We start from the raw sequence: 24220 nt of genomic DNA, 5'->3' as shown, positions 1-24220 counted from the left end.
GGCGTGTGAAAGTCACCGCGCACGTCGGCCAACTACCGCAAGACCGGTGGCCCGGGCGGGTCCCCCAGACTGAACCGGGCCACCACCTTGCGGTTGGGGGGAGTCAGCGCGCCCAGCGGGCGCGCACGGTCGCGGCGAAAGCCTCGAACTCGGCCGTCATCGACATCGCGTCCGGATGGAGCAGCCACTGCTGCTGCAGTCCGTCGATCACCGCGATCGTCATGCGCGCCAGTGAGTCCACCGGTGCGTCCTCCGCGATCTCTCCCTGTTCCTGACCCGAGTGGACGGCCTCGGTCAGCCACCGCCGCAGTCCGCTGTAGTGCTCGTGCACCCACGCGTGCGCCGGATGCGCGGGTTCGGTCGCCTCCGCGGCCAGCCGCACGAACAGGCCGACGAGATGTGGCCGTGTCGAGTTGCGCGCCACCAATGCGGCCAGCGCGTCGAACGCCGCCCAGCCCAGCGGAGGGCCGGCGCTCCCGGCCAGGAAGTCGCCGTCCTGCCTGTCGCGTTCCTCCAGCACGGCCGTCAGCAGCGCGGCCTTGCTGGGGAAGTGGTGCAGCAGACCGGACTGCGAGAGCCCGGTCCTCGCCGCCACCGCCGCGACCGACGTCCCCTTGAAACCCGTCAGCGCGAACAGTTCGGTCGCGACCGCCACCGCCTTGGCCCTGGACTCCTCACCGGAGACGTCCACCCGCGACTTGGCCCGGTACCTGGGCGGGACCGACACTGCGTCACCTCACTCCTGATCAGCGGGCAGGGTAACGCGGACGTCGCCGAGCCCGCGGGCGATCAGCACCTCGCCGCCGGTCAGCGGCTGCCAGCCGTCCGCCCACACCCGTTGCACCCGCGGGTCGCACGGCACCTCCACCCGCACGGTCCTACCTGGCTCGACGTCGGCGGTGGCGAACCCGGCCAGGCGAACAGGCTCGTCCGCCGGTCGCAGGTAGACCTGCACGACCTCCCGGCCGGACCGCTCGCCGGTGTTGGTGATCTCCACCGACACTGAGCCGACCACGCCGTCCACAGTGGACACCTCAGCTGCGCCGTACTCCCAGGTCGTGTAACCAAGTCCGTGGCCGAACCAGAACAGCGGATCGGTCGCGCTGCGATAGCCGATCGCGGTCCCTTCGGAGTAGACGAGCTCGCCGTCGGACGGAACCAGGTTCAACGCCTCGGAGTCGGCGCGCGGGAACGTCGTGACCAGGCGCCCGGCCGGTTCGACGTGGCCGAGCAGCGCGGCGGCGACGGCATCGCCGGCCTCCTGGCCGGGCAGCCCGGCCCACAGCACGGCGTCCACCTGCGAGAGCCACGGCATGAGCACCGGCGTGGCGGCGTTGACCACGACGACCGTCCGTTTCGCGGCCGCTGCCACGGCCGCGACCAGCGCGTCCTGCTCACCGGGCAACGCGAGCGTGGTCTTGTCGAAGCCCTCGGTCTCCTGCTCCTCGGTGAGGCCGACGACCACGACCGCCACGTCCGCCTCGCGCGCGGCCCGCACCGCGGCGCCGATCACGTCGGCGGGGGAGCGGGGGACGGGCTGGGTGATCAGGCCGACCAGCGCGCTGGCCTCGCGGACGCGGGCCGTGATCCGGTCGCCGGGTGACAGCAGGACCTCGGCCGTCCAGTGCGGCGGCTTGAGCAGCGCTTCCTCGACGATGCCGTTCGCCCAGGCCAGGAGCGTGGCGTGCTGCCGGCCGCCGACGTCGATCGTCCAGTCGCCGAACCCGCGCACACCGATCAGCATCCGCGCCGGCTCGTCCAGCACGACCTCGCCGGACACCTCGATCGACGCGGCGCCCTGCGCCCATCCGCCGTACGCCGCGAGCTCGGCGATCTCCATGTCGCGCGTCGCGAGCACCTCGCCGTCCGCGTCGTACGTCGTGGCGCGGATGTCCTTCAGCACCCCGGCGCCGGGAGCGGCGTACCGGAGCCGGACCTCCACACCGTCCACAACGGACACCGAGTCGCCGCGCTGCGAGGTCAGGCCGTCGGCGATGCTGATCACGTGCGGCGGCCGCACGCCGGCCGAACCACCGCCCTGCGCCACGGTGTCGAGGGCGTGGCGGCCGATCAGCGCGACCTTCGAGTCCTGCAACGGCAGGACGCCGGAGTTCTTCAGCACGGTCATGCCACCCGCGGCGAACCTCCGCAGCTGCTCGCGGCGGACCGGGCTGTCAGATGCGGGGAGGTCCCGCGGCCACGAGCGCTGCTCGCCGAACGCCCCGGTCCGCGACGCGAGGAGCAGCAGCCGGGCGAGGTGGTCGTCGATCGTGGACTCGGCGACCTCGCCCGCCCGCACGGCCGCGACCAGCTTGTCCTCCCACGGTCCGCCGGGACCGGGCATGGCCAGGTCGAGACCGCCGTTCGCGCTGGCGGCCGTGGACTTCGTGGCGAACCAGTCGGACATGACCAGGCCGTCGAACCCCCACTCGGACCTCAGCACGCCCTCGACGAGTTCGGTGTGCTCGGTCGCGGGGACGCCGTTGACGTTGTTGTAGGCGGCCATGATCGCCCAGGGAGCCGAGTCCTCGACCACGATCTCGAACGGCAGCAGGTAGACCTCGCGCAACGTCTTCTCGTCCAGCACCATGCTCGCCGTGCGGCGCTGCGTCTCGGACTCGTTCGCCACGTAGTGCTTCGGCGTCGCGGCGATGCCCTTGTCCTGCAGGCCGCGCACGTAGGCGGCCGCGATCTTGGCCGTGAGCAGCGGATCCTCGCTGTAGGCCTCGAACAGCCGGCCGCCCAGCGCCGTGCGGTGCAGGTTGATCGTCGGGCCGAGCACGACGTGCACCCGCTGGGCCGCGGCCTCGTCGGCGAGCACCTCGCCGACCTCGCGGGCCAGTGCCGTGTCCCAGTGCTGGGCGAGCAACGTGGCGTTCGGCAGCACGCACGCGATCGTGCCGCCCCGCAGCTCGGCGCCACGGACACCGGTCGGGCCGTCGGACAGCTTCAGCGACGCCAGCCCGATCTCCGGTTCCTCGTGCAGGGCGAAGAGCGCGGAACCCGTCAGCAGCCGGACCTTCTGAGCCAGGTCCAGGCGCGCGATCGCCTTGTCGATGTCCATGCCCGTGAGCACACCAGAAGCACCGACCGTGTGGTCGGTCGGTATACCTTGCCGTTATCGCCCGGTTATCTCCTGGTGATGTGACGCGGTATGGCACACCCGTGGCACGCCTTTGTTCGTGTCCACGGGGAGGGGAATGGTGATGAAGATCGAGGTGCGGCTGCTCGGGCCGCTGGAAGTGCGCGGACCGGACGGGCCGGTGCACTTCACCGGGGCGCGGCGGCGGGCCGTGTTCGCGTTGCTGGCCCTGAGAACCGGCCGTCTTGTGTCGAGATCGGCGCTCGTCGACGGCCTGTGGGGCGAGGACGTGCCGCCGACGGGGACCAAGACGCTGCAGGGGCACGTGGCCAAGGTCCGCAGGGCGCTGGAACTGGCCGGTGCCGACGGGGTGGTGCTGACGCGCGGACCCGGCTACCTGCTCGACGTCACGCAGGTCGTCGTCGACGTCGAGGAGTTCGACGAGCACCTGCGGTGCGGCAGGTACGCGGAGGCACTCGCGCTGCACCGCGGGGATCCGCTGGCGGACTGCCCCGTCGAGGGCTGGGCGGGGGCGGAGATCGTGCGGCTGCGGGAGGCGCTGGCGTTCGCGGAGGAGAACCACGCGGCGGCGCTGTGCCTCGGCGGCCGGTACGCCGAGGCGATCGGGCAGCTGGAACGGCTGGTCGCGCTCTACCCGTTGCGGGAGTCGTTGTGGGACCTGCTGATGGAGGCCCAGCACCGGGCGGGCAGGACCGGTGACGCCCTGCGGACGTACCGGCGGGTGCGCGCGCTGCTCGTGGAGGAGTTCGGCCTGGAGCCCGGGTACGCGTTGCGGCGCAGGGAAGCCGCGGTGCTTGCCGGGTAGGGGTGCACCGCGACCCGTGTCGGGGGTTCGAGTCGCGGTGCCGGTCGTGCCACCCGGCCGATGCTCCTCCCTCTCACGGGCATCGGCCGGGCACACGACCACAGCTCGCCCTGGGGGGTGCGAGCTGCGGCCGGTGTCCCCTGACTGGAAGAAGCTGTCTAGAAGGGGCTGCGGAGCACGCCCGACGTGAAGGTCCTCGTCGAGGTGCGCTGGTCGAACAGGCGCACGCGGGCGTACAGCTCGTCGCCGCCGTCCGGGTCCTCGTCGAGGGCCACGCCCGGCACGGTGATGTCGAACTCGGCGCTCAGGCCGTCAGGGCCTGCGGCGACCCAGGTGAGCGGGATCCGGAACTCCGCGTTGTCGAACCAGTCGTCGCCCATCGCCCACGCGTCGACCGGGTCCCCCGGCTGGTCGATGATCAGCTGTGCGTCGCCCTGCGACATGCTGATGTCGATGCCCACGTGGACGGCGTAGGCGTCGCCGCCGACCTTGTCGATCGAGAAGCAGATGACGTGCAGGCTGCCGGAACCGCACGTCTGCTTGGCCTGGGCGACCCCCGTCGTCATGGCCAGGATTCCGAACGCGACGAGCATCATCGCGCCGAACCGCTTGAACAGCGGCAGTGCTCTCTCCTTGTCCATCGGTCTCCTCGTACCCCTCGGGCGCCCCCTCGGCGCCCCCCGTGCACCCAGGGTGCGGACCGGCGGTGGCCAGGCGGCTGCCGTGCGGTGGTCAAGATCCGACGGGCTGGTACGAGCAGCGGTAGCCCGTCGTCACCGCGTCGCGCAGGGCGTCCGCCGCGGACGGCTCCGTCACGGCGATCGCGTCGATGGCGCGCCGGATGGCCTTGCGCACGGCCGTCCTGGCACGTTCGGCCGGACCGGCGAAGTTCCTGCCGCGCCCGCCCATGCCGGTCTCGCGTTCCAGGTGGCTGAGCAACTCCTCCAGCTCGGCCTCCAGCCTGGGCGACGGGTCGTCGTCGATGCGCGCACGGAGGTCGCGGATCCGCGTCAGGTACGCGGCGCGGGCGACGAGGTCCAGCACCGGCTGGTTGCCGCTGTCCTCGCCGCCGACGAGTTCCAGCGCGGCGATCTCGACCCCGGGATCGGCCACGAGCCGGGCCAGGTACCGCATGCCCACGAGATCCTCGACGCGGATCTCCTTGCCGTGGCGGGAAACGATCCACCACGCGCTCTCGCGCCGGATGGAGATCCGGCCGGCCAGCCCGTCGCGCTCGCGGGCCCACGCCACCGCGCGTGCGGTCATGCCCATCTCGGTGGCGTCGGCGATGGCCACCTCGAACAGCTCCCTGCCGGTCTCGCCGCCCGCGGTCCGCGCGAGGGTCGCGCGGGCGTAGGCGGTCATGGGTCTGTTGCCCAGCCGGATGTTCGTGGTGACCGCGCGTTCCAGGTGCCCGGTCGCGAGGTCCTCGTCGCCGAACGTCGTCGCGGCGATGCCCAGCAGCAGCTCGGTCGAGCCGAAGCAGACGATCGCGGTGGCCGGGACCACGGGCTGCGAGGCGAACGGTTCGAGCAGGCCGTAGGCCTCGCGCGCGATCTCCGCCTCGCCGAGCGCCGCGGCCACGTGCACCACGCAGAACATGCAGGTGATCCAGGTGCTGGACAGCGGGACCGCGGTGAGCCCGTTGATCGTCAACCGGTGCAACGCCGACCGAGCCCGATCCCGTTGCCCCGCCTCGAGTGCCAGTAACGCGTGCGCGGCCTCGAAGCTGAACTCCAGGTCCGGCAACGTGGGGGAGTGCGTGACCTGCTCGGCCAGGTCGACCAGTTCGCCGCCGCGCCCCTGCAGCCAGCGGATCGCGAACAGGTGCGAGCTGTGGAACGTCTCCGCGTCGACGTCACCCGCGCCGAGCCCGAGCCGCAGGCACGCCGACGCCTTCTCCTCGGCCTCGGCGAACCGTCCCGCCCGGATCGTCCGCATGACGTCCATGGCGGCGTGGAAGAACAGCACTCCCGGATGGCCGGACGCCCGCCGGGCCAGCTCGACCTGCGACCGTTCCGCGTGCGGGTCGCCCAGGCAGAACAGGTCCATCGTGCGCCGGCACAGACCGCTGAGCGCCAGCAGTTCCAGCCCCGCGGCCGACGCCACCGCGATCAGCTCCCCGGTCAGCGCGAGCCGGGCGGCGGTGTGCTCCGGGGACCACAACGCGTGGTGCGCCAGGGACAGGGCCTCGGCCAGGGTCAGCTGGTCACCGCAGTTCCTGGCCTGTTCCAACGCTTGCAGCACGCACTCGGTCTCCCGCCGGTCGTAGGCGTGCTCGGCTTCGAGCCGCACGGCCAGCCGGGTGCGCAGGGGTTCCGCGGGGTTCGTCGCCAGGGCGTCGCGCAACCGGGCGATGGCCAGCGCGCGATCGGTCCGGCCGCGGAACTTGTTGACCCACATGCCGGGCAGCCCGAGCGCGGCCTCCGGATCGCCCTCGCGCGCCGCCTGGTCGAGCAGGTCCCGTGCGTCGGTGATCCGGCCCTCGGCCAGCGCGGCGTGCGCCTGGTCGACGAGTCGGGTGCCGGAGGTGACGACCACGAGGACGACGGGGAGGTGGTGCACGCTCGCGGCCACGGCGCGGGTGAGCTGAAGCGTCTCCTCGCCGGCCAGGTCGGCGTCGTCGATCAGGACCAACGCCGGCGCCGCGGCGAGGACTTCGAGCACTTTCCTGGCGGACGCCCCGGGATCGGCGTCCAGCACCGACGCGTCCCCGCCCAGTCCGGCGAGGATCGCCTGCCACGGCCAGAAAGCCGGTGCGTCCGCGCGACATCCGACCCAGGTTACGGCGAACCCGTGCGTCCGGGCCAGTTCCGCCGCCTGGATCAGGTACCGCGTCCGTTCGGCTCCCGCGGGCCTGGTGACCGCGAAGAGCTGACCGGCTCCCCTTCTCGCCCTGTCGAACGCCGATTCCGGCAGCACCACTTCATCCTCGAATGCACTTCCTCCGCCAAGTCCCGGCAGAACCTAGCGGAGACCGGGGACCGCCACGTACGCGGTCGACACGCATTTAAGGACCGGGTGTGCGGTGCAGGGATACGAAGAGCGGATCGGTGAATGCGGTGATTCTCGCGTGGTCCTGGGCGATCGACGCGTACGTTCCGCTCGCGGGCGAAGGTGTGAAGACGTCGGCCGTGGTGACCATCGCCTTGACCGCGCTGTCCCAGTCGGGGTGCACGCCGCTGCCGACCGCCGCGCAGATCGCGGCACCGAGACCCGCGGCGTCGCTCATCCTCGTCCGCCGCACCGGTCGTCCGAACACGTCGGCGAAGATCTGCATCATCAGGTCCGAGCGCGACCCGCCACCCGAGACGATCAGCTCCGGGAACTCGCGACCCAGGGCGCCCGCCATCGACTCGCCGTGCCGGCGCATGGTCAGCGCTATGCCCTCTAGGATCGACCGGTAGACGTGGTAGCGGCCCTGCGAGCCGTCGAACCCGAGCAACGCGCCGCGCCGGTACGGGTGGTCGCCCGGCGCCAGCCAGTCGAGCACCGTCATGAGCCCGCCGCAGCCCGGTTCGACGGCCGCCGCACCGGCTTCGAGCTCGCCCAGGTCGGAGTCGACGAGCTGGCGGTACCAGCTGACCGTCCACATGCCGCGGCGGATCCCGTTGCTCTCGTACAGGTACTTCCCCGGCACGGAGCCGAAGTTCGACCAGAAGCGGCCCTCCGCGTCCACGACGTGGTCCGAGCCGGTGGTCATCGCGGCGATGTAGGTGCCGAGCGAGACCAGCAGCTCGTCGCCCAGACCGCTGCCCAGCGCCTCGACGGCCTTGTCGTTCGACGTCGCGTACACCGGCAGCCCGGCGGGCAGACCGGTCGCTTCGGAGGCCTCGGCGGTGACGGTGCCCAGCAGCGCGCCGGGGTCGACGAGGTCGAACAGCTGCTCGCGCCGCATCCCGGTGTCGGCGTAGGCGGGGGAGGACTCCGGCCACCGCCAGGTCTCGTGGTCGATCGGCCACATGCCCTCGTAGTTGCCGGCCGTGTCCCGGCGCTCGCCGGTGAGGCGGAGCGTCACGTACCCGGAGGAGGTCGTCACGTACCGGACCGCCGGGTCGTCCCACTGGGGCTGCGCGAGCCTGTCGTCCATCCAGCTCAGCAACGGTTCCGCGAGCCCGTCCTCGCCCACCAGCGCGCGGCAGAACCGGATCGTGCACAGCCCGACGCCCGCGATCTCGCCCGGCGCGCCGGTGAACCGTTGCATGGCCTCGGTGCAGGCCTCGGCGATCGAGTCCCACACGTCGTCGCCGGGGTGCACGACCTGGCCGGGCTCCGGGTGCGCGTACGGCCGCAGCGCGCGCTGGGCCGAGGCGTGCACCCTGCCGACCTCGTCGACGATCGACACCTTCGTGCTCTGCGAGCCGTTGTCGATCGCGATCAGGTAGCTCATGACACCGGGAAGATCGTGCCGGCGTTCATGATCCCGTTCGGGTCGAACCCGCGCTTGAGCACCTCCAGCATCTGGTACGCGCTGCCGTGCTCGTCGCGCGTCCACGGCGTGCGGTACTTGCCGATGCCGTGGTGGTGCACCATCGATCCGCCCAGCCGCAGCGACTCCTCGACGATGATCGCGTTGAGCGGGATGTGGTACTCGGTGATCTCCTGCTCCGGCTCGCAGGTGATGTCGTAGTCGTAGACGAAGTACAGGTTCGTGCCGGTCTGGTAGCTGTGCGAGGAGTGCGCGCCGAGCATCGTGAGGTCGGCGAAGCGCGGGAACTCGTCGCGCACGCGGGTCATGATCGCGTCGTAGAGCGGCGTGACGTTCGACCAGTCGACGGAGACCTCGGTGGTGTACCCGAGGTGCTGGGTCTCCAGCATCGCGCGCTTCTCGGCGTCGATCTTGTCCTGGCCCCAGTTGAGGTTGTCGAACCACTCGGCGATCAGCTTCGGGTCCACGGCCTCGGTGCCCGCGAACGTCTTCTCGATCGCCTCGGCGGTGGCCCTGGCGATGCCCTCCGGGCCCTCCGCGACGAGCACGACGACGTTCTTGCCGTCCGAGAAGTGGCTGAAGTGCTGGTTCGCGTCCTCGGGGGAGTAGACGCGGCAGACGCTGGGCCGGTAGCCGTCGGTGATCAACGTGCGCAGCCGCTCGACGGCGTCACCGAAGTCGTCGGTGAGGAAGCCGAAGTGGTGGTTGTGCTCGGGCTGGTGCTTGAAGAGCTTCACGGTGACCTCGGTGATCACGCACAGCGCGCCCTCGTTGCCGATCACGACGTGCCGGATGTCCGGGCCGGCGGCGCGGCGCGGGACGTTCTTGATCCGGCTGACCGTGCCGTCCGGGAACACCGCCTCCAGGCCGACGACCATGTCCTCGATCCCGCCGTACAGCGTGGAGAACTGGCCGATCGACCGCGTGGCGACGAGTCCTCCCATCTGCGCGAGCGGCTTGGACTGCGGCGAGTGGCCGGTCGTCAGGCCCCGCTCGCGCAGCGCGTCCTCCAGCTGCTGCAACGGAACACCGCACTGCGCGGTGACCATCATGTTGACCGGGTCGATGCGGACGATGGCGTCCATTGTGGAGCCGTCGAGCACGACGGTGTCCTCCACCAGCGTCTCCAGCCCACCCTCGGTCGCGGTGCGGCCGGTGCGCGGGACGACGTTGATCCGGTGCTCGTTGGCGAACGCCAGCACCTCGGACACCTCGTCGGTGCTGCCCGGCCTGACGATCGCGGCCGGGATAGGGCCGGTGAAGATGCCGTGCACGGCGGTGTACTTGCGGAACCTGTCGACGCTCGCGTCCCGCAGTTCGTGTTCGTCGGTGTCGACCTTCGCCGCGCCGAGCAGGTCGACGAGCCCGGCGACGATCTGCTCGCGGCTCAGGTCGGAGGCGGAGGGAACGGAGGGCGGCGGTGCAGGAAACATGGCTCTGCCTTCGAGGGGAGTCAGCGAACGAGGTAACCGCCGTCGACCACGAGCGTGTGGCCGTTGACGTAGTCGGAGGCGCGGCCGGAGAGGAACACCAGCGCGCCCATGAGGTCGGCCGGGTCACCCCAGCGACCGGCCGGGATGTGGTCGATCACGCGCTGGTTGGTCTCGGGGTCCGACCGGGTGGCCTCGGTGATCTTCGTGGCGAAGTAGCCGGGTGCCAGCGCGTTGACCTGGATGTTGTGCTGCGCCAGTTCGTCGCAGTAGGCCTTGGTGAACCCGGCGATGCCGTGCTTGGTCGCGGCGTAGGCGGGGGACTGGCGGCCGCCGAGGAACGAGAACAGCGACGCGATGTTGATGATCTTCCCGGACCGCTGCGGGATCATGTACCTGGTCGCCTCGTGGGACAGCTCGAAGGCCGCGGTCAGGTTGACCGCGATCATCGGGTCCCACTTGGCGCGGTCGAAGCTCTCCACGTCGTCGAGCAGGCTGATGCCGGCCGAGTTGACGACGATGTCCACCGAGCCGAGCTGGTCGAAACAAGCGTCCACAACGGACGCGCAGGCGCCCGGCTCCGTGATGTCCGCGGTCATCTCCGCGAACCGCTGTCCCTGCGCCTCGACCAGTTTCTGCGTCTCACCGTCGTCGGAGACGAGGCTCGGCACGAACACGTCCGCCCCGGCGGCGGCCAGGCCGAGCGCGAACGCCTGGCCCAGCCCCGTGTTGCCACCGGTGACGATCGCGTTCTTCCCCTTGAGGGAGAACAGGTCCAACCCGAAGTCCATCAGTTGCTCCCGAACGGGTCAGATACGGCCACGTACGTGGTCTCGAGGTACTCCTCGATGCCCTCGGCGCCGCCTTCGCGGCCGATGCCCGAGTGCTTGACGCCGCCGAACGGCGCGGCGGGGTTCGACACGATTCCCGTGTTGAGGCCGAGCATCCCGGTCTCCAGGGACTCCGCGAGCCGCAGACCCCGGTTGAGGTCACGGGTGTAGGCGAAGCAAACCAGGCCGTACTCGGTGGAGTTGGCCAGCCGGACGGCCTCCTCCTCGGTCTCGAAGGTGACGATCGGCGCGACCGGCCCGAAGATCTCCTCGCTGAGCAACCGGGCGTCGGCGGACACGCCGGTGAGCACGGTCGCCTCGAAGAAGAAGCCCTTGCCCTCCAACGCGGCCCCGCCCAACGCGACCTCGGCGCCGCGGTCCAGTGCGTCGTCCACCAGTTCGGTGACCTTCGCCCTGGTCTTGGCGTCGACCAGCGGGCCGAGCGGGTAGTTCTTCATGCGCTCGGCGAGCTTCGCCGTGAACTCCGCGGCGACCGAGCGGTGAACCAGGAACCGGTTCGCGGCAACACACGCCTCGCCACCGTTGCGCAGCTTGGCCAGCACCGCGCCGTCGGCGGCCGCGTCCACGTCGGCGTCCTCGAAGACCAGGAACGGCGCGTTGCCGCCCAGTTCCATGGACACCCGCAGCACCTGGTCGGCGGACTGCGCGATGAGCTTCTTGCCCACCGCGGTCGACCCGGTGAACGACAGCTTGCGCAGCCGCGGGTCGGTCAGCAACGGGCCGGTGACCGCGCCCGGATCGGTCGTGGTGATCACGTTCAGCACGCCTGCCGGCAGTCCGGCCTCGGTCAGCACCTCGGCGAACAGCAACGCCGTCAGCGGCGTGAGCTCGGCGGGCTTGAGCACCATCGTGCAGCCCGCCGCGATGGCCGGGGCGATCTTGCGGGTCGCCATGGCCAGCGGGAAGTTCCACGGCGTCACGAACAGGCACGGACCGACCGGCCGCTTGACCGTGACCAGGCGGTTCTTGCCGTCCGGTGCTGTCGTGAACCGGCCGGAGATCCGCGGCGCCTCCTCCGAGAACCACCGCAGGAACTCCGCGCCGTACGCGACCTCGGCCCGCGACTCGGCGAGCGGCTTGCCCATCTCCGAGGTGATGAGCTTCGCGAACTCCTCGGTCCGCGCGGTCACCAGCTCGAAGGCCTTGCGCAGGATCTCGGCGCGCACCCGCGGCGCGGTCTTGCCCCACGCGGACTGGGCGGCGACGGCGGCGTCGAGCGCTTTCCTCCCGTCCCGAGGGGTGGCTTCCGCCACAGCAGCCAGAACCTCCTCTGTGGACGGATCGAGCACCTCGAACGTGCGGCCGTCACTCGAATCGAGCCACTTGCCGTCGATGTACAACTTGGTGAGCATGGCTTGTCCCCTCACAGCCTCAGGTCGACCCCGATGAGGTCCTCGTAGAGCTTCACCGGGGTCATCTCGCCGGCCTTGTCGCCGTACGAGGCGCGGGCGCGGCGGAAGATCTGCTCGACCAGCGCGGACAGCTCGGCCGGCACCCCGACGGACGCCGCGAGATCGGTCGACAGACCCAGGTCCTTGCAGGCCAGCGCGATCGCGAAACCCTCGTCGTAGTCGCCGTGCTCCAGGACGGACAGCACGTCGTGCTCGACGAAGTTGCTCCGGGCCGGGCTGTTGACCAGAGCGTTGCGCAGCACACCCAGCTCCACACCCGCCTTGACGCCGATCGCCAGCACCTCGGCCGTGGCGACCAGGTGCGAGAACCACAGTTGGTTCAGCATCAGCTTCACGGTGTAGCCCGCACCGTGCACGCCGACGTGCAGGATGCGTTCCCGGTCGCCCATGGCGTCAAACACCGGTCGCAGGCGGTTCACGTCATCGGTGTCACCGCCGATGAAGATCTGCAACGTGCCGTTCGCCGCGCCCACCGACATGCCGCTGACCGGCGCGTCCAGCACGTGCAGGCCGGGGTTGCGCTTGCGGATCTCGTCCGCGACCTCGGGCACCGAGGTGGACATGTCGATCCACGTTCCGGTCGGGACCATCCCGGCGAGCACGCCCGCCTGGCCGTTCATGACCTCGTGGACGTGCTTCGGCGTGGGCAGCATGGTGATCACGAGGTCGCTGCCGGCGGCGACCTCGGCGGGCGTGTCCGCCCACTTGGCGCCGCCGGCGACCAGTTCGTCCGCCAACTCGCGGCGGATGTCGTTGACCACCAACGAGAACCCGGCCTTCCGCAGGTTCCGGGTCATGCCGGAACCCATGCTGCCGAGTCCGATGAAACCGACGGTGGGAGTGCTCACGCGTGCTCCTGGGGTGCGTGGGGGAAGGGGTGCTCGGACTCCTCGGGCGGCGTGTAGAAGGGGTTGCGGGGCGTTCCCCTCGCCGCCAGCACGTCCGAGACGGCGGGCAGGTCCTTGGCGCCGTTGGCCAGCGCGGTGCGCGTGGCCTCGCGGTTGTTGCGGTACACGGTGTCCGCGTCGTCGGCGCCGGGGTTGACCCAGACCGCCGCGATCAGCACGTGCGTCGAGGTGTCGGGCTCCGCGATGCTGCCCTCGGCCACCGCGTCGGCGACCCCGGCGGCCACACCGGCCTGGGCGGGACCCCAGATCAGCAGTCCGTGGTCGTCGGAAGCGGGCGCGGCCTTGGTGACGAACAACGTCATCGGCTTGACCGGCAGCGAAGGCCGCAGCACGGCGACGAACGGGACGTGCCCCTCAGAAGGGGTGGCCAGCGCGGTGGCCCAGGCGGTGCCGGCCGGTCCGTCGCGGTGGCCGAGCACGGTGTTGACGTGGGCGGCGTTGACGCCGTCGCCGACGAAGCTCTCTCCGATCTGCATGATCAGATCAGCCCCTGCGCGGTCAGCCACTCCTGCGCGACCTCGTCCGGCTCGTCCCCGTCGACGTCGACCTTGGCGTTGAGCTTCTGCATCTCTTCCGTGGTCAGCTTGTCCGCCATGGGCTTGAGCACGTCCGCGATCTTCGGGTGGCTCTTGAGCACGTCGGCCTGCAGCGTGAAGCCGCCCTGGTAGATCGGGAAGAACGCCTTGTCGTCCTGCAGCACGGTCAGGCCGAGCGCGGCGATGCGGCCGTCGGTCGCGAACACCTCGCCGAAGTTGCAGTCCTTGCCGTCCTTGGTGGCGGTGTAGATGACGCCGGTGTCGAGCAGCTTCACGTTGTCCTTGGGCGCGTCGAAGCCGTAGGTCGTCGAGACGCCGGGCCAGCCGTCGTCACGGGTGGAGAACTCGCTCTCGATGCAGAACGTCCGCTCGTTCGCGGGCAGCTTGGCGATGTCGCTCATCTTCGTGACGTTCAGTTCCTTCGCCTTCTCGTTGCGGATCGCGAAGGTGTAGGTGTTGTTGAACGGCGCGGGCGCGACCCACGCGATGTTCTTGGCCTCGTCGGCCTTCTTCACCGCGTCGAACTGCTCCTGCTCGGTCTTGATCGGCTGCGTCTGCTTGTTGTAGGTGATCCAGGACGTGCCGGTGTACTCCCAGTAGCCCAGGAACTGCTTGTTCTCCAACGCCTGCCGCACGTTCGCGGATCCGACCAGCTTGGTGTTGGCCTCCAGCGTCGCGCCGTGGGCGTTGAGCAGCTTGGTGGTCAGGTGGGCGAGGATGTACTGCTCGGCGAAGTCCTTCGAGCCGATCTGGCCCTGCAGGCCCTGGAGGTCGCTGGTCTTCGCGGCGGTGTCGGCGGACGGGGAACTCGAACAGGCGGCCAGCCCGAGGGCCAGCACGCCGATGAGGGCGCGCTTGTACATGGAGGGTCCTTTTGGCGGAGGAGGGTGTGGTTACAGACCGCGGGGGCGGACGAGGTCCTCGACGAGACCGGCGGCCCAGTCGATGAGGACGGCGATCGAGGCGACGAGCACGGCGCCGACGACGATCACGGGGTAGCGCTGGAGCTTCAGGCCGTTGACGATCATGTCGCCGAGACCGCCTGCGTTGATGAACGTCGCGATGGTCGCGACACCGACGGAGAACACGAGAGCCGTCCGCAGCCCGGCCAGGATCACCGGTGAGGCCAGCGGGAGCTCGATGCGCCACAGGACCTGGCGCGGGGTCATGCCCATGCCCCTGGCGGCCTCGCGGGTCGCGTGGTCGACCTGTTCGAGGCCGGTCAGGGTGTTGCGCAGCACGGGCAGGAAGCAGTAGGCGACGAGCGAGATCAGCGCGGTGTAGAAGCCCGTCTGCCACACGATCGCCAGCAGGATCACCACACCGACCGCGGGCGTCGCCTGGCCGATGTTGCCGAGCCCGATGACGAACGCGCGGACCGCCTTGGAGCGGACCCGGTACGCGGCGATGCCCGCCGGGATGGCGAGGAGGGCCACGAGCGCGGACGAGACCACGGTCAGGACGAGGTGCTCCCTCGTGCGGTCGAGCAGGTAGCTCGCGTTGAGCGTGCGCTGCTCGATGGAGTCGAGGGTGAGGGTGCCGAGCCAGGCGAACAACGCCGCGAGCACGACCACGACCGCCAGCGGTGTCCCGAACCGCTTGAGCCCCAGCCCCTGCCGTTGTCCGGTGTGGACGGTCATGACGCCTCCACCGGCTGCTTGGCCCTGTTCAACGCGGCCGAGATCCTGGCGTGGGTCAGCGACCCGTTCGCACCCGACACGTTGACCCGCTCCGCGCCCGTGACCACCAGCAGGTCCAGTGCGTCCCGCAGTGAGGCGTCCGCGTCGACGGCCGGTGCGTTCGCGTCGGGTGCGTCGAGCTCGACGTCGGAAATCGGGATCAGGGCGAGGCGCATCAGGCCGGCGCCGTGGCCGATGAAGCTCGACACGTAGTCGTTGGCCGGGGTGGCGAGGATGTTCGCGGGCGTGTCGAACTGCTCGATCTGGCTGCGTTCGCTCAGCACCGCGATGCGGTCGCCGAGCCGGACGGCCTCGTCGAAGTCGTGCGTGACGAAGATGATCGTCTTGCCGATGTCGGCCTGCAGCTTGAGGAACTCGGCCTGCAGCTTCTGGCGCGTGATCGGGTCGGTGGCGCCGAACGGCTCGTCCATCAGCATCACGGGCGGGTCGGCGGCCAGGGCGCGGGCCACGCCGACCCGTTGCTGCTGGCCGCCCGAGAGCTGCTTGGGGTAGCGGTGGGCGAACGTCTTCGGGTCGAGCTGCACGGTCTGCAGCAACTCGTCGACGCGGCTGCTCGTGCGCTCCTTGGACCAGCCCAGGAGCTTCGGCACGGTCGCGATGTTCTCCGCGATGGTCATGTGCGGGAACAGGCCGATCTGCTGGATCACGTACCCGATGTGGCGGCGCAGTTCGTTCGGGTTCAGCGAGAGCACGTCCTGGCCGTCGATCGTGATCGACCCGCTCGACGGCTCGATGATGCGGTTGATCATCTTCATCGTCGTGGTCTTGCCGCAGCCCGAGGGGCCGACGAACATGACCAGCTCGCCGGGGTCGACGCTCAACGAGAAGTCCTCGACCGCGGACTGCTGCTGGCCCGCGTACCGCTTGGTGACGTGGCTCAGTTCGATGCCGACTCCAGGCTCAGACACGGAGACCCCTCGAGGTGCTGTAGCGGGCGATCAGGACGAAGGCGCCGTCGATGACGAGGGCCAGCAGCACGACGCAGATCGTGCCGGTGAGCGTGAAGTTGAGCGCGTTCACCGAGCCGAGCGAGGACAGGCCCTTGAAGATGTAGAGGCCGAGACCGGGGCCCGCGACGTAGGCCGCGATCGCCGCGATGCCGACGGTGAGCTGCGCCGCGACCCGGATGCCGGTGACGATGACCGGCCAGGCGAGCGGCAGCTGGATGCTCAGCAGCGTCCTCACCGGGGTCATGCCCATGCCGCGCGCCGACTCGACGAGGTGGGCGGGCACCTCGCGCAGTCCGACGACGGTGTTCCGCACGATCGGCAGCAGCGAGTAGAAGACCAGCGACACCACCGTGGGCGCCCACCCGAGCCCGAGCACCGGGCTGAGCAGCGCGAGCAGCGCCAGCGACGGGATGGTGATCGCGATGCCGGCGGCGGTGAGCACCGCCGAGCGCGGGACGTTCCTGTCCCACACCAGCAGACCGAGCAGAACTCCGAGAACGGTGGCGATGGCGAGGCTCAGGGCCACCACGGCGAGGTGTTGCAGCGTCAGCGTGACGAGATCTTCCCAGCGGCGGGCCAGGAACACGTCGAGAGAACCGGACAAGGGGCCTCCTTTCGGCGTCGGTGCCGATGGCCGGGAACGGTAGATTTGGCGTGGTCTTATGCACAACTGCTGTTGGCAATATGGCAACGTCCCTCGTAGGGTGCCGCTCCATGCAGGGATCTCGACGCAACTCCGCTGGCCTGGCGCGCGACATCGAAGTGCTGGAGGCGCTCGGCCGGCCCGAAGCCGTGCAGTCCGGCGGCCTCGGTGTCGTCCGCATCGCGGCCCTCGTCGGCAGGGACAAGACGGTCGTGTCGCGGACGTTGGCGACGCTGGCCGAAAGCGGGCTCGTCGACCGCGACCCGGACACGCAGGCCTACCGCCTGGGATCACGGCTCTACGCGCTGGCCGCCCGGACGTCCGAGGGCGCCCTGGCGTGGAACGCCCGCGGCCGCCTCAAGCACCTGGCGCAGGTGACCAGGGAGACCGCGCACCTGTGCGTGCTGCGCGGCGGGAACGTGCTGACGTTGATGAGCGAGCTGAGCCCGAACCGCTTCCACACCACCGGGTGGGAGGGCGTGACGACCGCCGCGTGGCGCACCCCGTCCGGCCGCGCGTTGCTGAGCGACTGGGACGCGGGCTCGCTCGCCGTCTGGTACGCCGAGCACGGCCACGACGAGGGCGTGCTGGAGGCGGGGGAGCGGGCCGACTCGACGTTCGCGGTGCTGGAACAGCCGTCACCGAGGCCGAACTCGATCACGGACCTGGAGTCGCTGACCGCCGAGCTGCTGCGGGTGCGGGAACGCGGTTACGCGACCTCGGACGAGGAGCTGGAACGGGGAGTGGTCGCGGCCTCGGCCCCGGTGCACGACTTCACGTCCCGGGTCGTGGCGGCGTTGAACGTCTCGGCGCCGAAGGAGCGGATCGGCGGGCAGCTCGACAAGCTGGGGCGGATCGTGTCGGGTGCCGCGCGCGACCTGTCGGCCGCTCTCGGGTACTCCGCCTGACTTCTCACCCGCGGTCTTCCAGGTAGCGGGTGTGGTCGGCCTGCCGTTGCGCGTCGGCCGCGTGGAACCGTTCCGCGGTTCTCGTCGCGTCGGCGTGCAGCAAGTCGAGCTGCCGCACCAGTTCCGCGCCGGAGCCCCGTGCGGCGGCGTACCACCACGGCAGGTTCAGGTAGGTCTGCACGGACAGCGGCAGGTCGGTGCCGACGAGCCGGGTGACGGCGTGCAGGGCGTCCGGATCGGCGCGCAGCTCGCGCGGCCGGTCGAGCATGCCGCGCAGCACCTCGGCGATCTCCCCGATCTTCGCCTCTCCCGGCACCTTCAGGCCCTGCACCCTCTGCACCAGCGCGTCCAGTTCGGACCGCAGCGCGCCGGCTTCCTCCTCCGGGTCGGTCACCAGGGTGATGCGCTCGGGCGGCGCGATCAGGGCCCCGGCGCCGTAGAGGCCGAGGACGACCAGGACCCAGTAGGAACCGGCGAGTCCGGCGAAGTGCAGCCCGAGACCGATCAACCCGCCCGTGCACCCGGCCAGGTTCTTCCAGGAGGCGAGATACCTACTGATAGCCACGGATCTCCTTGAAGGCGGCCGACAGCGAACGGCTGCGGGCGTCGAACACCTTGCCACCGCTCATCTTCGCCACCTGCTCCATCTCGGCGGTCGCGCTCTCGCCGAACAGCACCGGGAAGATCGGGATGCCCTTGAGGTCCTGCGGCAGGCCCTGGTGGAACAGCTGGAAGTCGGTGACGTCCTCGCTGCCCGTGTTCTCGCCGTCGGTCATCAGCACGATGGACGTGAACCGGTCGGGGTCGGCGTCGATCTGCTGGCGCAACACGTCGTACCCGCCGCGCAGACTGCTGTAGATCGCCGTGCCACCGGACGCGTCGAGGTTCGTGGCGGTCGTGCGGATCTGGTCCAGAACCGGCTGCGGATCGTCCTGCGGCACCTCGTACTTCAACGCCGGCCGCGCGCTGCTGCTGAACGGCAGCAACGTCACCTGCTCACGCCCGTGGAACCGGCTGAACCTGCCGGCCAGCGACTGGTCGGCGCCGGTCAGCCCCGTCACGGCCTGCCGCAGGCCGTCGATGCGGTCGCCCTGCATCGAGCCGGACGTGTCGAGCACGTAGAGCGTGCGGGACGGGCGCCGCAACTGGTCGAAGTACGTGGTGATCAGACCGTCCACAGCGGACTGGCTGCCGGGGAACGGGAGTTCGACCAGGTCCTTGGCCGCGAACTTCCCGTCCAGCTGCACCTGCGGCACGACGGGCCGCCGGTGCGTGGTCTCCATGATCTTGCGCTGGACGTCCGGGCTCTTCAGGTGCTCGGAGAGCTTCTGGTGCGCCTCGCGGGCTTCACCCGACGCCGACGTCAGCAGCGTCAGGGGGTAGTCCGCGGTCACCACGCCGTCGCTCGGGTAGACCAGGGTCAACGGCTCGGGCGAGGACAGCAGGACCGACTCGTAGTTGATCAGACCGTCCACTCGGGCGCCGGGATCCTCACCCCTGGCCCTGCGCTGGAACGCCTCCGTCAGCCAGCCCGACGAGCCCGCCGACAGCTTCTGGGCGGAGAAGAACTGCTTGAGCTGCGGCGCGACCGCGTTCACCTTCGCCGCGTCCAGCGCCGAGCCCGACCCGGACAGCGCGGCCGCGACACCGACCAGCGCCGAGAACCCGGAGTTGGATGCGGACGGGTCGGTCATGCCGTAGGTGAACTTCTGCGCCCCGGCCGCTTCGGCGATCTCCGCCCAGCCGACGCGTTTGCTGTCCCAGCCCAATTCTGTGACCTTTGCCGCGGGCAGACCCAGCACGACCGGGGAGGACATGACCTTGGTGGGGGTGCCGAGCCGTTTCTGGGCGTCCGGCACCAGTTCGAGGTAGCGGTTGGAGGAGAACCAGACGGCGTCGAAGCCCTGCTCGGCTTCACCGCTCGCCACCTTCTCGGCGCCTTCGATGGTGCCGGTGAAGTCGAACTTCACGCTGACGCCGGTGGCGTTGGCGGCTTCGTCGAGGATCGGCTGGAGGTCGGCCAGTTCGCTGCCCGCCAGGACGCGGAGGGTGCCCGGGGTGGGGTCGCCCACCGGTCTGGCCGGGTCGGGGGAGTCGGAACAGCCTGCCAGCAGCGCCAGGGCGGCGGCTGCGGGGAGGAGGCGGCGGATCATGCGGGGCTCCTTGGAGAGGAGACGGGTCTGGAGGGCGCGCTGCACGTGGAGGCGCGGGTGGTCCGCGCGGGCGCGTGGCTGAGGAGCCGGGGACGCCGGCGGTGCGGGTTTTGGTGCCGCCGTGTGGTTGTTGCGGGCTTGGCCGGCAGCAGGGAGGGCGTGCTGAGCACGTGGGAGGTGGTGGGCGCGGGCATGCGGCCCGCGGCGCGCACGCTCCGGACCGCAGACGCACGAGTGCGTGGGTGGATCACGGTCGGTCCCCGGTCTCCCGCACCCGGCTCAGGTGCTCGTGCGCCCGCCGGATCTCGGTGTCCAGCGCCGACACCGTGCTCGACATGGAGTCCGCCGCCCGAGCCTTGAACGTGTCGATCGCGTCGATGGCCGCGTAGATCTGGTCGAACGAGGTGCGCACCGCCTCGATGCCGACGGCCGGGGTGGAGGCGATGCGCTGGATGTCCTGGCCCTGCAACGACATGAGCGCCGCGTTGGACCGGAGGATCGAGTCGGTGAGGCCGCGCACGGCGTCGACCTGGTCGATCACCTCGCGTTGTCCTGCCAGGGCCGCGGCGACGGCCACACCGATCCGCAGGGCCGTGACGGTCGTGGTGACGGCGCGTTCGACGCCCTTGATCAGTTCGTCGTTGTTGCGGCGCACCACGTCCAGTGCCATGTAGCCCTGCGCGCACACGGCGAGCTGGGTCAGGAGGTCCTGGTGCCGCTGGCGCAGGCCGAAGAGGACGTCGGCGCGCAGGGCCTGGGCGCGGGCGGGTTCGGCGAGGTCGAGGATCGCCACCTGGCGTTCGACGGCCTCGTCCATCTCGGCGGCCAGGGCGGCGTCCTGGGACAGCTTGGTCATCAGGTCCCACAGGCGCTGGCGCTCGCCCTTGATGGCGGCGTTGTCGCGCTTCAGCGCGTCCTGGCCGGAGCGGAGCTTCAGCACGATCCGGTTGACCGGCTCGTCGGCGGCGCGCAGGCGGGCCAGCAGGCCGCGTGCCGCGTTGCCGCCGGGGAACAGGCCCAGGATCTTGCGTCCGGTGAGCTTGCCGAGGTCCTGCGGGTCGAGTTCGCGCACCGACCGCCGCAGGTCCGCGAGGCTGGTCGAGACGTCGAGAGGCGAGGAGACGGCTGCCAGGGTGCGGTCCAGCATGCGGCCCGCGATCTGGGCCGCGACGCGCATCTCGGCCTCGCCGAGCACCAGCGCCTCGTCCACGATGCGGCTGAAGTCGGGCGACTGCGGGTCGGCGGCGCTCAGCGCGGAGACGAACTCCTCGGCGCGGGAGGACAGGAGAGCCCTGTCGTCGACGGGGATCAGTCCGGCGGCGCGGTCGACCGGGACGGGCTCGACGGGGTCCGGTGGCGTCAGGACGAAGTCGGTCATGGTCAGTACTGCTTCGCGATGGCCTCGAGCATCCGCTCGAGGGTCTCGTGCGCGGGCGGTTCGACCACGTCCACGATCGTCTGCGGCACGGTCAGGTTCTTCTCCTTCACGACGGTGGCGAAGTGCTGGGGGTCGGAGGTGCGGAACCCGAACGTCGCCGCGAGCTTTCCCAGTTCGGCGTCACCCTGCAAGAGCTCTCCGACGCGGTCACCGTTGGGGCGCAACGGAACGAGCGTGTGCTTGGACAGCACGGTCGGCGCCGGGTAGAGCAGCTTCATGTCCGGGCGGATCGAGGAGTCGCCCCGCACCACCCTGTCCACGAACTGGGCCTCGTAGGCGAGCACCAGCGGCGTCTTGCCCATGCCCGCGGACAGGTAGTCCTCGAACGGCCCCTCGGTGCTGCTCTGCGTGTACCCCTGGTCCAGGAACAACTTCGACACCGCAGGCAACACGCGAGCCTCGGCGTCGGCCGACGACACCACACCGCCGTTGGCGACGAACGACGTGATCGCCAGGTACATCGCCGCCGAGTTCGAGTCGCGCGGGTCGGTCGTGGTGACGAGCAGGTTCTTGCGCGCGGGGTAGGAGGTGTTGCCCGGCAGCTGGTCCCACCGCGTGCCCTTGGCCGCGAGCTCCAGGTACGCCTGCACGTCGAACGTCTGGTAGCCCGGCCCCGGCTTCACGACGCCGGCCTTCGTCAGCAGGTCGGCGATCGGGTCGAACGTGGCGACCACCATCGGTGACGAGAACGGCGCGTACGTGCGCGCGGCCTTGCGGTCGCGCTGGATCTTCTCGGCGGCGGGCGCCGAGGAGGGGAACGCGAAGTCGTACGAGTCCAGGTCGGTGGCGGTCGCGATCTGCCGCGACCCGGCCGGGTCGGTCTCGACCACGAGTCCGTGCTTCGCGAACACGTCCTTGACGCGCTGGTCGGCGAAGAAGGCGAGCTTCTCCGAGCCGATCACGCCGCGCACGGTCTGGAGCCGGGCCGGTTCGCCGCCCTGTCCCAGGACGATCGCGGTCACCACACCCACCAGGAGCACCACCGCCAGGCCGATGCCGAGCGTTCTCTTCACTGTCCACCTCTGCTGCGAAACCCCGTCGAGGACTGGATCCTTCGTCACTTCGACGGGTTTTCCCGGTGGTGCGTGGCAAGCGGCAGGTGAACTCTAAATGAACGGACCGATGAGTTTCGGGCGCGTCCCGGGTCGGTATGGCTGAAGAGTCCGGAACGAGGAGGTTCGACGATGAAGTTCGTGACGATCGGCTACGGCGACCGCGAGGGCTACGACCGCACGGACCAGGCCGTCCGCGACGAGGCGCACGCCCACGACGCACGTCTGCTGGCGGCCGGGGTGGAGATGGGTGTCGCGGGGACGCCCGTGCGGGTGCGCAACCCCGGCGGCACCGGAACGGAGGTGCAGGAGGGAGCGTTCATGACCTCCGCCCTGCCGATCGCGGGGTTCGCGATCGTCGAGGCCGAGTCGCTGGAGGAGGCCGTCCGGATGGTGGCGGGGACTCCGTGCGCGGTGGCGCACGGAGTCGTCGAGGTGTGGCCGCTCCAGTCAGCCCAGGGGTGACCGGTCGCCCACGGACCACCTGTGGCCGAACGGATCGGTGAAGCCGCCCTGCCGGTGCGTGCCCCACGGCATCTCGTGGTCCACGACCGCGGAACCGGTGGCTCCCGCCGCAACGGCGCGGGCGACGATGCCGTCCGGGTCGTCGGCGAACAGTTCGACCCGGACGCTGGTGACGCCATCGGGGCTGGACTCCGCCGCGTTGCCGGGGGTGACCTGGTGGACGAAGAACGGCGCCCCGCCGATCTCCAGACCTGCGACACCGCCGAGGTTCCACAGCTCCGTGGCGCCCAGCGCGGCCCTGTACCAGGCGACCGCCGCGTCGGCGTCCGGAACGATCAGCATCACCGAGATCACCGGAGGTGTTGGCATGCCGCACAGCCTGCCGGATCGGCTCGCTGATCGCCGCGCGGAAGCGTCAGCGCCGCCGCAACCGCTTGTCCTGCACGGAGGGCGTCGTCGCGAACGCGTCGTTCTGCCGCACGTTGGTGCCGGGCGGGACGATCTCGTCGATCCTGTCCAGCACGTCCTCGTTCAACCGCACGCCCGCGTTCGCGAACAGGTCGGTCAGGTGGTGGGGCTTGCTGCCGCCGAGGATCACCGACGTCACGCCGGGATGCGCGAGCACGAACGCCGTCGCGAGGGTCGGCAGCGAGAGGCCGGTCTCGGCGGCGAGCGCGGCGAACTTCTCGACGGCGGCGAGCTTCGCCTGGTTGGCGGGATCGGACATGTCGTACATCCCGCCCCACGAGGCGCGCAGTGCGCTGCTCGCGGTCGGGTCGGCCCGGCCGGACAGCCAGCCGCCGGACAGCGGGCTCCACGTCAGCGCGCCCATGCCGTGCCGTTGCAACGTGGGCAGCACGTCGGCCTCGATCCCGCGCACCAGCAGGGAGTACTGCGGCTGCTCGGTGCGGAACCGCTGGTGGCCGCGCTTCTCGGCGACCCACTGCGCCTCGACGATCTCGCTCGCGGGGAACGTCGACGAGCCGATCGTGCGCACCTTGCCGGCGCGAACGAGGTCGGAGAGCGCCCCCAGCGAGTCGTCGATGTCGGTGTTCTGATCGGGGCGGTGCATCTGGTAGAGGTCGATGTGGTCGGTGTCCAGGCGGCGCAGGCTGTCCTCGACGGCCCGCTTGATCCACCGCGCCGAACCCCCGCCGCGGTTGGGGTCGTCGCCCATCGGGAAGTAGAACTTCGTCGCGACCACCACGTCGTCGCGGCGGCCCTTGATCGCCTTGCCGACGATCACCTCCGACTCGCCCTGCGAGTACACGTCCGCCGTGTCGATGAAGTTGACGCCCGCGTCGAGCGCGGAGTGGATCATCTTGACCGACTCGTCGTGGTCGCCGTTCGAGTAGCTGCCGAACATCATCGCGCCGAGCGCGAACTCGCTGACCGTGATGCCGGTCGTGCCCAGAACCCTGTATTCCATGCCTCCCA

The 24220-nt window shown here is 70.4% G+C and carries 23 protein-coding genes; 3 read left to right on the top strand and 20 right to left on the bottom strand.

Annotated features, from left to right (window positions below):
• Positions 1-103 precede the first annotated feature (103 nt).
• The gene (locus IE307_RS03115) at positions 104-727 is read right to left on the bottom strand and encodes a TetR/AcrR family transcriptional regulator (protein WP_191295880.1); all 624 of its coding nucleotides are present in this window, start codon (positions 725-727) and stop codon (positions 104-106) included.
• A 9-nt stretch (positions 728-736) separates the two neighbouring features.
• The gene (locus IE307_RS03110; RefSeq protein WP_191295879.1) at positions 737-3064 is read right to left on the bottom strand and encodes a glycoside hydrolase family 3 protein; all 2328 of its coding nucleotides are present in this window, start codon (positions 3062-3064) and stop codon (positions 737-739) included.
• 142 nt (positions 3065-3206) lie between these two features.
• Here IE307_RS03110 and IE307_RS03105 point away from each other — a divergent pair, with 142 nt between their 5' ends.
• A complete protein-coding gene (locus IE307_RS03105; protein WP_191295878.1) occupies positions 3207-3908 on the top strand; it encodes an AfsR/SARP family transcriptional regulator in 702 nt (233 codons plus the stop codon).
• Positions 3909-4066: 158 nt separating this feature from the next.
• Here the strand turns inward: IE307_RS03105 and IE307_RS03100 are convergent, their stop codons facing one another.
• From IE307_RS03100 to IE307_RS03045, 12 genes are all read right to left on the bottom strand, one after another.
• Positions 4067-4549 carry a hypothetical protein gene (locus IE307_RS03100; protein ID WP_191295877.1) on the bottom strand — a complete coding sequence of 161 codons (483 nt, stop codon included), beginning with the start codon at positions 4547-4549 and terminating at the stop codon, positions 4067-4069.
• 91 nt (positions 4550-4640) lie between these two features.
• On the bottom strand, positions 4641-6830 hold the full coding sequence (locus IE307_RS03095) for a hypothetical protein (protein ID WP_191295876.1): 2190 nt from the start codon (positions 6828-6830) through the stop codon (positions 4641-4643).
• An 88-nt stretch (positions 6831-6918) separates the two neighbouring features.
• A complete protein-coding gene (locus tag IE307_RS03090) occupies positions 6919-8298 on the bottom strand; it encodes an FGGY-family carbohydrate kinase (protein WP_191295875.1) in 1380 nt (459 codons plus the stop codon).
• Positions 8295-9770 (bottom strand): FAD-binding oxidoreductase, encoded by a 1476-nt coding sequence (locus IE307_RS03085; RefSeq protein ID WP_191295874.1) that lies wholly within the window; start codon positions 9768-9770, stop codon positions 8295-8297. Before IE307_RS03085 ends, IE307_RS03090 begins: the two co-directional genes overlap by 4 nt.
• Before the next feature lie 20 nt (positions 9771-9790).
• A complete protein-coding gene (locus IE307_RS03080; RefSeq protein ID WP_191295873.1) occupies positions 9791-10558 on the bottom strand; it encodes an SDR family oxidoreductase in 768 nt (255 codons plus the stop codon).
• Complete coding sequence (locus IE307_RS03075) at positions 10558-11970, bottom strand: NAD-dependent succinate-semialdehyde dehydrogenase (RefSeq protein WP_191295872.1); 1413 nt, start codon at positions 11968-11970, stop codon at positions 10558-10560. The genes IE307_RS03080 and IE307_RS03075 overlap by 1 nt, the downstream gene beginning before the upstream one ends.
• Before the next feature lie 11 nt (positions 11971-11981).
• Positions 11982-12878 carry an NAD(P)-dependent oxidoreductase gene (locus tag IE307_RS03070; protein WP_229904338.1) on the bottom strand — a complete coding sequence of 299 codons (897 nt, stop codon included), beginning with the start codon at positions 12876-12878 and terminating at the stop codon, positions 11982-11984.
• Positions 12875-13414 carry a formaldehyde-activating enzyme gene (gene fae, locus IE307_RS03065; protein ID WP_191295871.1) on the bottom strand — a complete coding sequence of 180 codons (540 nt, stop codon included), beginning with the start codon at positions 13412-13414 and terminating at the stop codon, positions 12875-12877. Before fae ends, IE307_RS03070 begins: the two co-directional genes overlap by 4 nt.
• A gap of 2 nt (positions 13415-13416) precedes the next feature.
• On the bottom strand, positions 13417-14337 hold the full coding sequence (locus tag IE307_RS03060; RefSeq protein ID WP_191295870.1) for a glycine betaine ABC transporter substrate-binding protein: 921 nt from the start codon (positions 14335-14337) through the stop codon (positions 13417-13419).
• A gap of 30 nt (positions 14338-14367) precedes the next feature.
• Positions 14368-15114: an ABC transporter permease gene (locus IE307_RS03055; RefSeq protein WP_191295869.1), complete on the bottom strand. Its 747-nt coding sequence runs from the start codon at positions 15112-15114 to the stop codon at positions 14368-14370.
• A complete protein-coding gene (locus IE307_RS03050; RefSeq protein ID WP_191295868.1) occupies positions 15111-16082 on the bottom strand; it encodes an ABC transporter ATP-binding protein in 972 nt (323 codons plus the stop codon). The genes IE307_RS03055 and IE307_RS03050 overlap by 4 nt, the downstream gene beginning before the upstream one ends.
• Positions 16075-16728 carry an ABC transporter permease gene (locus IE307_RS03045; RefSeq protein WP_229904337.1) on the bottom strand — a complete coding sequence of 218 codons (654 nt, stop codon included), beginning with the start codon at positions 16726-16728 and terminating at the stop codon, positions 16075-16077. The genes IE307_RS03050 and IE307_RS03045 overlap by 8 nt, the downstream gene beginning before the upstream one ends.
• A gap of 110 nt (positions 16729-16838) precedes the next feature.
• Between IE307_RS03045 and IE307_RS03040 the strand changes: the two genes are divergently transcribed.
• Positions 16839-17675: an IclR family transcriptional regulator gene (locus IE307_RS03040; protein ID WP_191295867.1), complete on the top strand. Its 837-nt coding sequence runs from the start codon at positions 16839-16841 to the stop codon at positions 17673-17675.
• Between the two features lie 4 nt (positions 17676-17679).
• Here IE307_RS03040 and IE307_RS03035 read toward each other — a convergent pair whose 3' ends face one another.
• The 4 genes from IE307_RS03035 to IE307_RS03020 all read right to left on the bottom strand — a co-directional run bounded on the left by IE307_RS03035 (position 17680) and on the right by IE307_RS03020 (position 22279).
• Positions 17680-18240, bottom strand: coding sequence for a hypothetical protein (locus tag IE307_RS03035; protein WP_308436329.1), 561 nt, complete (start codon positions 18238-18240; stop codon positions 17680-17682).
• Positions 18227-19828 carry a VWA domain-containing protein gene (locus tag IE307_RS03030; RefSeq protein ID WP_229904336.1) on the bottom strand — a complete coding sequence of 534 codons (1602 nt, stop codon included), beginning with the start codon at positions 19826-19828 and terminating at the stop codon, positions 18227-18229. Before IE307_RS03030 ends, IE307_RS03035 begins: the two co-directional genes overlap by 14 nt.
• Positions 19829-20075: 247 nt before the next feature.
• Entirely contained in the window at positions 20076-21206 is a 1131-nt protein-coding gene (locus tag IE307_RS03025) for a toxic anion resistance protein (protein ID WP_191295866.1), read from the bottom strand.
• 2 nt (positions 21207-21208) lie between these two features.
• A complete protein-coding gene (locus IE307_RS03020) occupies positions 21209-22279 on the bottom strand; it encodes a hypothetical protein (protein ID WP_191295865.1) in 1071 nt (356 codons plus the stop codon).
• A gap of 171 nt (positions 22280-22450) precedes the next feature.
• Here IE307_RS03020 and IE307_RS03015 point away from each other — a divergent pair, with 171 nt between their 5' ends.
• On the top strand, positions 22451-22783 hold the full coding sequence (locus IE307_RS03015; protein ID WP_191295864.1) for a YciI family protein: 333 nt from the start codon (positions 22451-22453) through the stop codon (positions 22781-22783).
• Here IE307_RS03015 and IE307_RS03010 read toward each other — a convergent pair.
• Together IE307_RS03010 and IE307_RS03005 are read right to left on the bottom strand one after the other, a co-directional pair.
• Complete coding sequence (locus IE307_RS03010; RefSeq protein WP_191295863.1) at positions 22769-23152, bottom strand: VOC family protein; 384 nt, start codon at positions 23150-23152, stop codon at positions 22769-22771. The genes IE307_RS03015 and IE307_RS03010 overlap by 15 nt on opposite strands.
• 46 nt (positions 23153-23198) lie before the next feature.
• Positions 23199-24212: an aldo/keto reductase gene (locus tag IE307_RS03005; protein WP_191295862.1), complete on the bottom strand. Its 1014-nt coding sequence runs from the start codon at positions 24210-24212 to the stop codon at positions 23199-23201.
• Between the last annotated feature and the right edge of the window lie 8 nt (positions 24213-24220).

The organism is Lentzea cavernae (genome assembly GCF_014653695.1).
Classification (GTDB): Bacteria; Actinomycetota; Actinomycetes; order Mycobacteriales; family Pseudonocardiaceae; genus Lentzea; species Lentzea cavernae.
Note: the sequence above shows the minus strand (reverse complement) of the source record. Positions and strands in the feature narration are given on the sequence as shown.

Excerpts from the sequence above, each read along its gene's own strand:
- IE307_RS03080 (WP_191295873.1), bottom strand. The coding sequence starts at position 10,558 with ATGGACTTCGGGTTGGACCTGTTCTCCCTCAAGGGGAAGAACGCGATC.
- IE307_RS03025 (WP_191295866.1), bottom strand. The coding sequence starts at position 21,206 with ATGACCGACTTCGTCCTGACGCCACCGGACCCCGTCGAGCCCGTCCCG.
- IE307_RS03055 (WP_191295869.1), bottom strand. The coding sequence starts at position 15,114 with ATGACCGTCCACACCGGACAACGGCAGGGGCTGGGGCTCAAGCGGTTC.
- IE307_RS03005 (WP_191295862.1), bottom strand. The coding sequence starts at position 24,212 with ATGGAATACAGGGTTCTGGGCACGACCGGCATCACGGTCAGCGAGTTC.
- IE307_RS03010 (WP_191295863.1), bottom strand. The coding sequence starts at position 23,152 with ATGCCAACACCTCCGGTGATCTCGGTGATGCTGATCGTTCCGGACGCC.
- fae (WP_191295871.1), bottom strand. The coding sequence starts at position 13,414 with ATGCAGATCGGAGAGAGCTTCGTCGGCGACGGCGTCAACGCCGCCCAC.
- IE307_RS03110 (WP_191295879.1), bottom strand. The coding sequence starts at position 3,064 with ATGGACATCGACAAGGCGATCGCGCGCCTGGACCTGGCTCAGAAGGTC.
- IE307_RS03030 (WP_229904336.1), bottom strand. The coding sequence starts at position 19,828 with ATGATCCGCCGCCTCCTCCCCGCAGCCGCCGCCCTGGCGCTGCTGGCA.
- IE307_RS03085 (WP_191295874.1), bottom strand. The coding sequence starts at position 9,770 with ATGTTTCCTGCACCGCCGCCCTCCGTTCCCTCCGCCTCCGACCTGAGC.
- IE307_RS03090 (WP_191295875.1), bottom strand. The coding sequence starts at position 8,298 with ATGAGCTACCTGATCGCGATCGACAACGGCTCGCAGAGCACGAAGGTG.
- IE307_RS03075 (WP_191295872.1), bottom strand. The coding sequence starts at position 11,970 with ATGCTCACCAAGTTGTACATCGACGGCAAGTGGCTCGATTCGAGTGAC.
- IE307_RS03100 (WP_191295877.1), bottom strand. The coding sequence starts at position 4,549 with ATGGACAAGGAGAGAGCACTGCCGCTGTTCAAGCGGTTCGGCGCGATG.
- IE307_RS03105 (WP_191295878.1), top strand. The coding sequence starts at position 3,207 with ATGAAGATCGAGGTGCGGCTGCTCGGGCCGCTGGAAGTGCGCGGACCG.
- IE307_RS03040 (WP_191295867.1), top strand. The coding sequence starts at position 16,839 with ATGCAGGGATCTCGACGCAACTCCGCTGGCCTGGCGCGCGACATCGAA.
- IE307_RS03015 (WP_191295864.1), top strand. The coding sequence starts at position 22,451 with ATGAAGTTCGTGACGATCGGCTACGGCGACCGCGAGGGCTACGACCGC.
- IE307_RS03060 (WP_191295870.1), bottom strand. The coding sequence starts at position 14,337 with ATGTACAAGCGCGCCCTCATCGGCGTGCTGGCCCTCGGGCTGGCCGCC.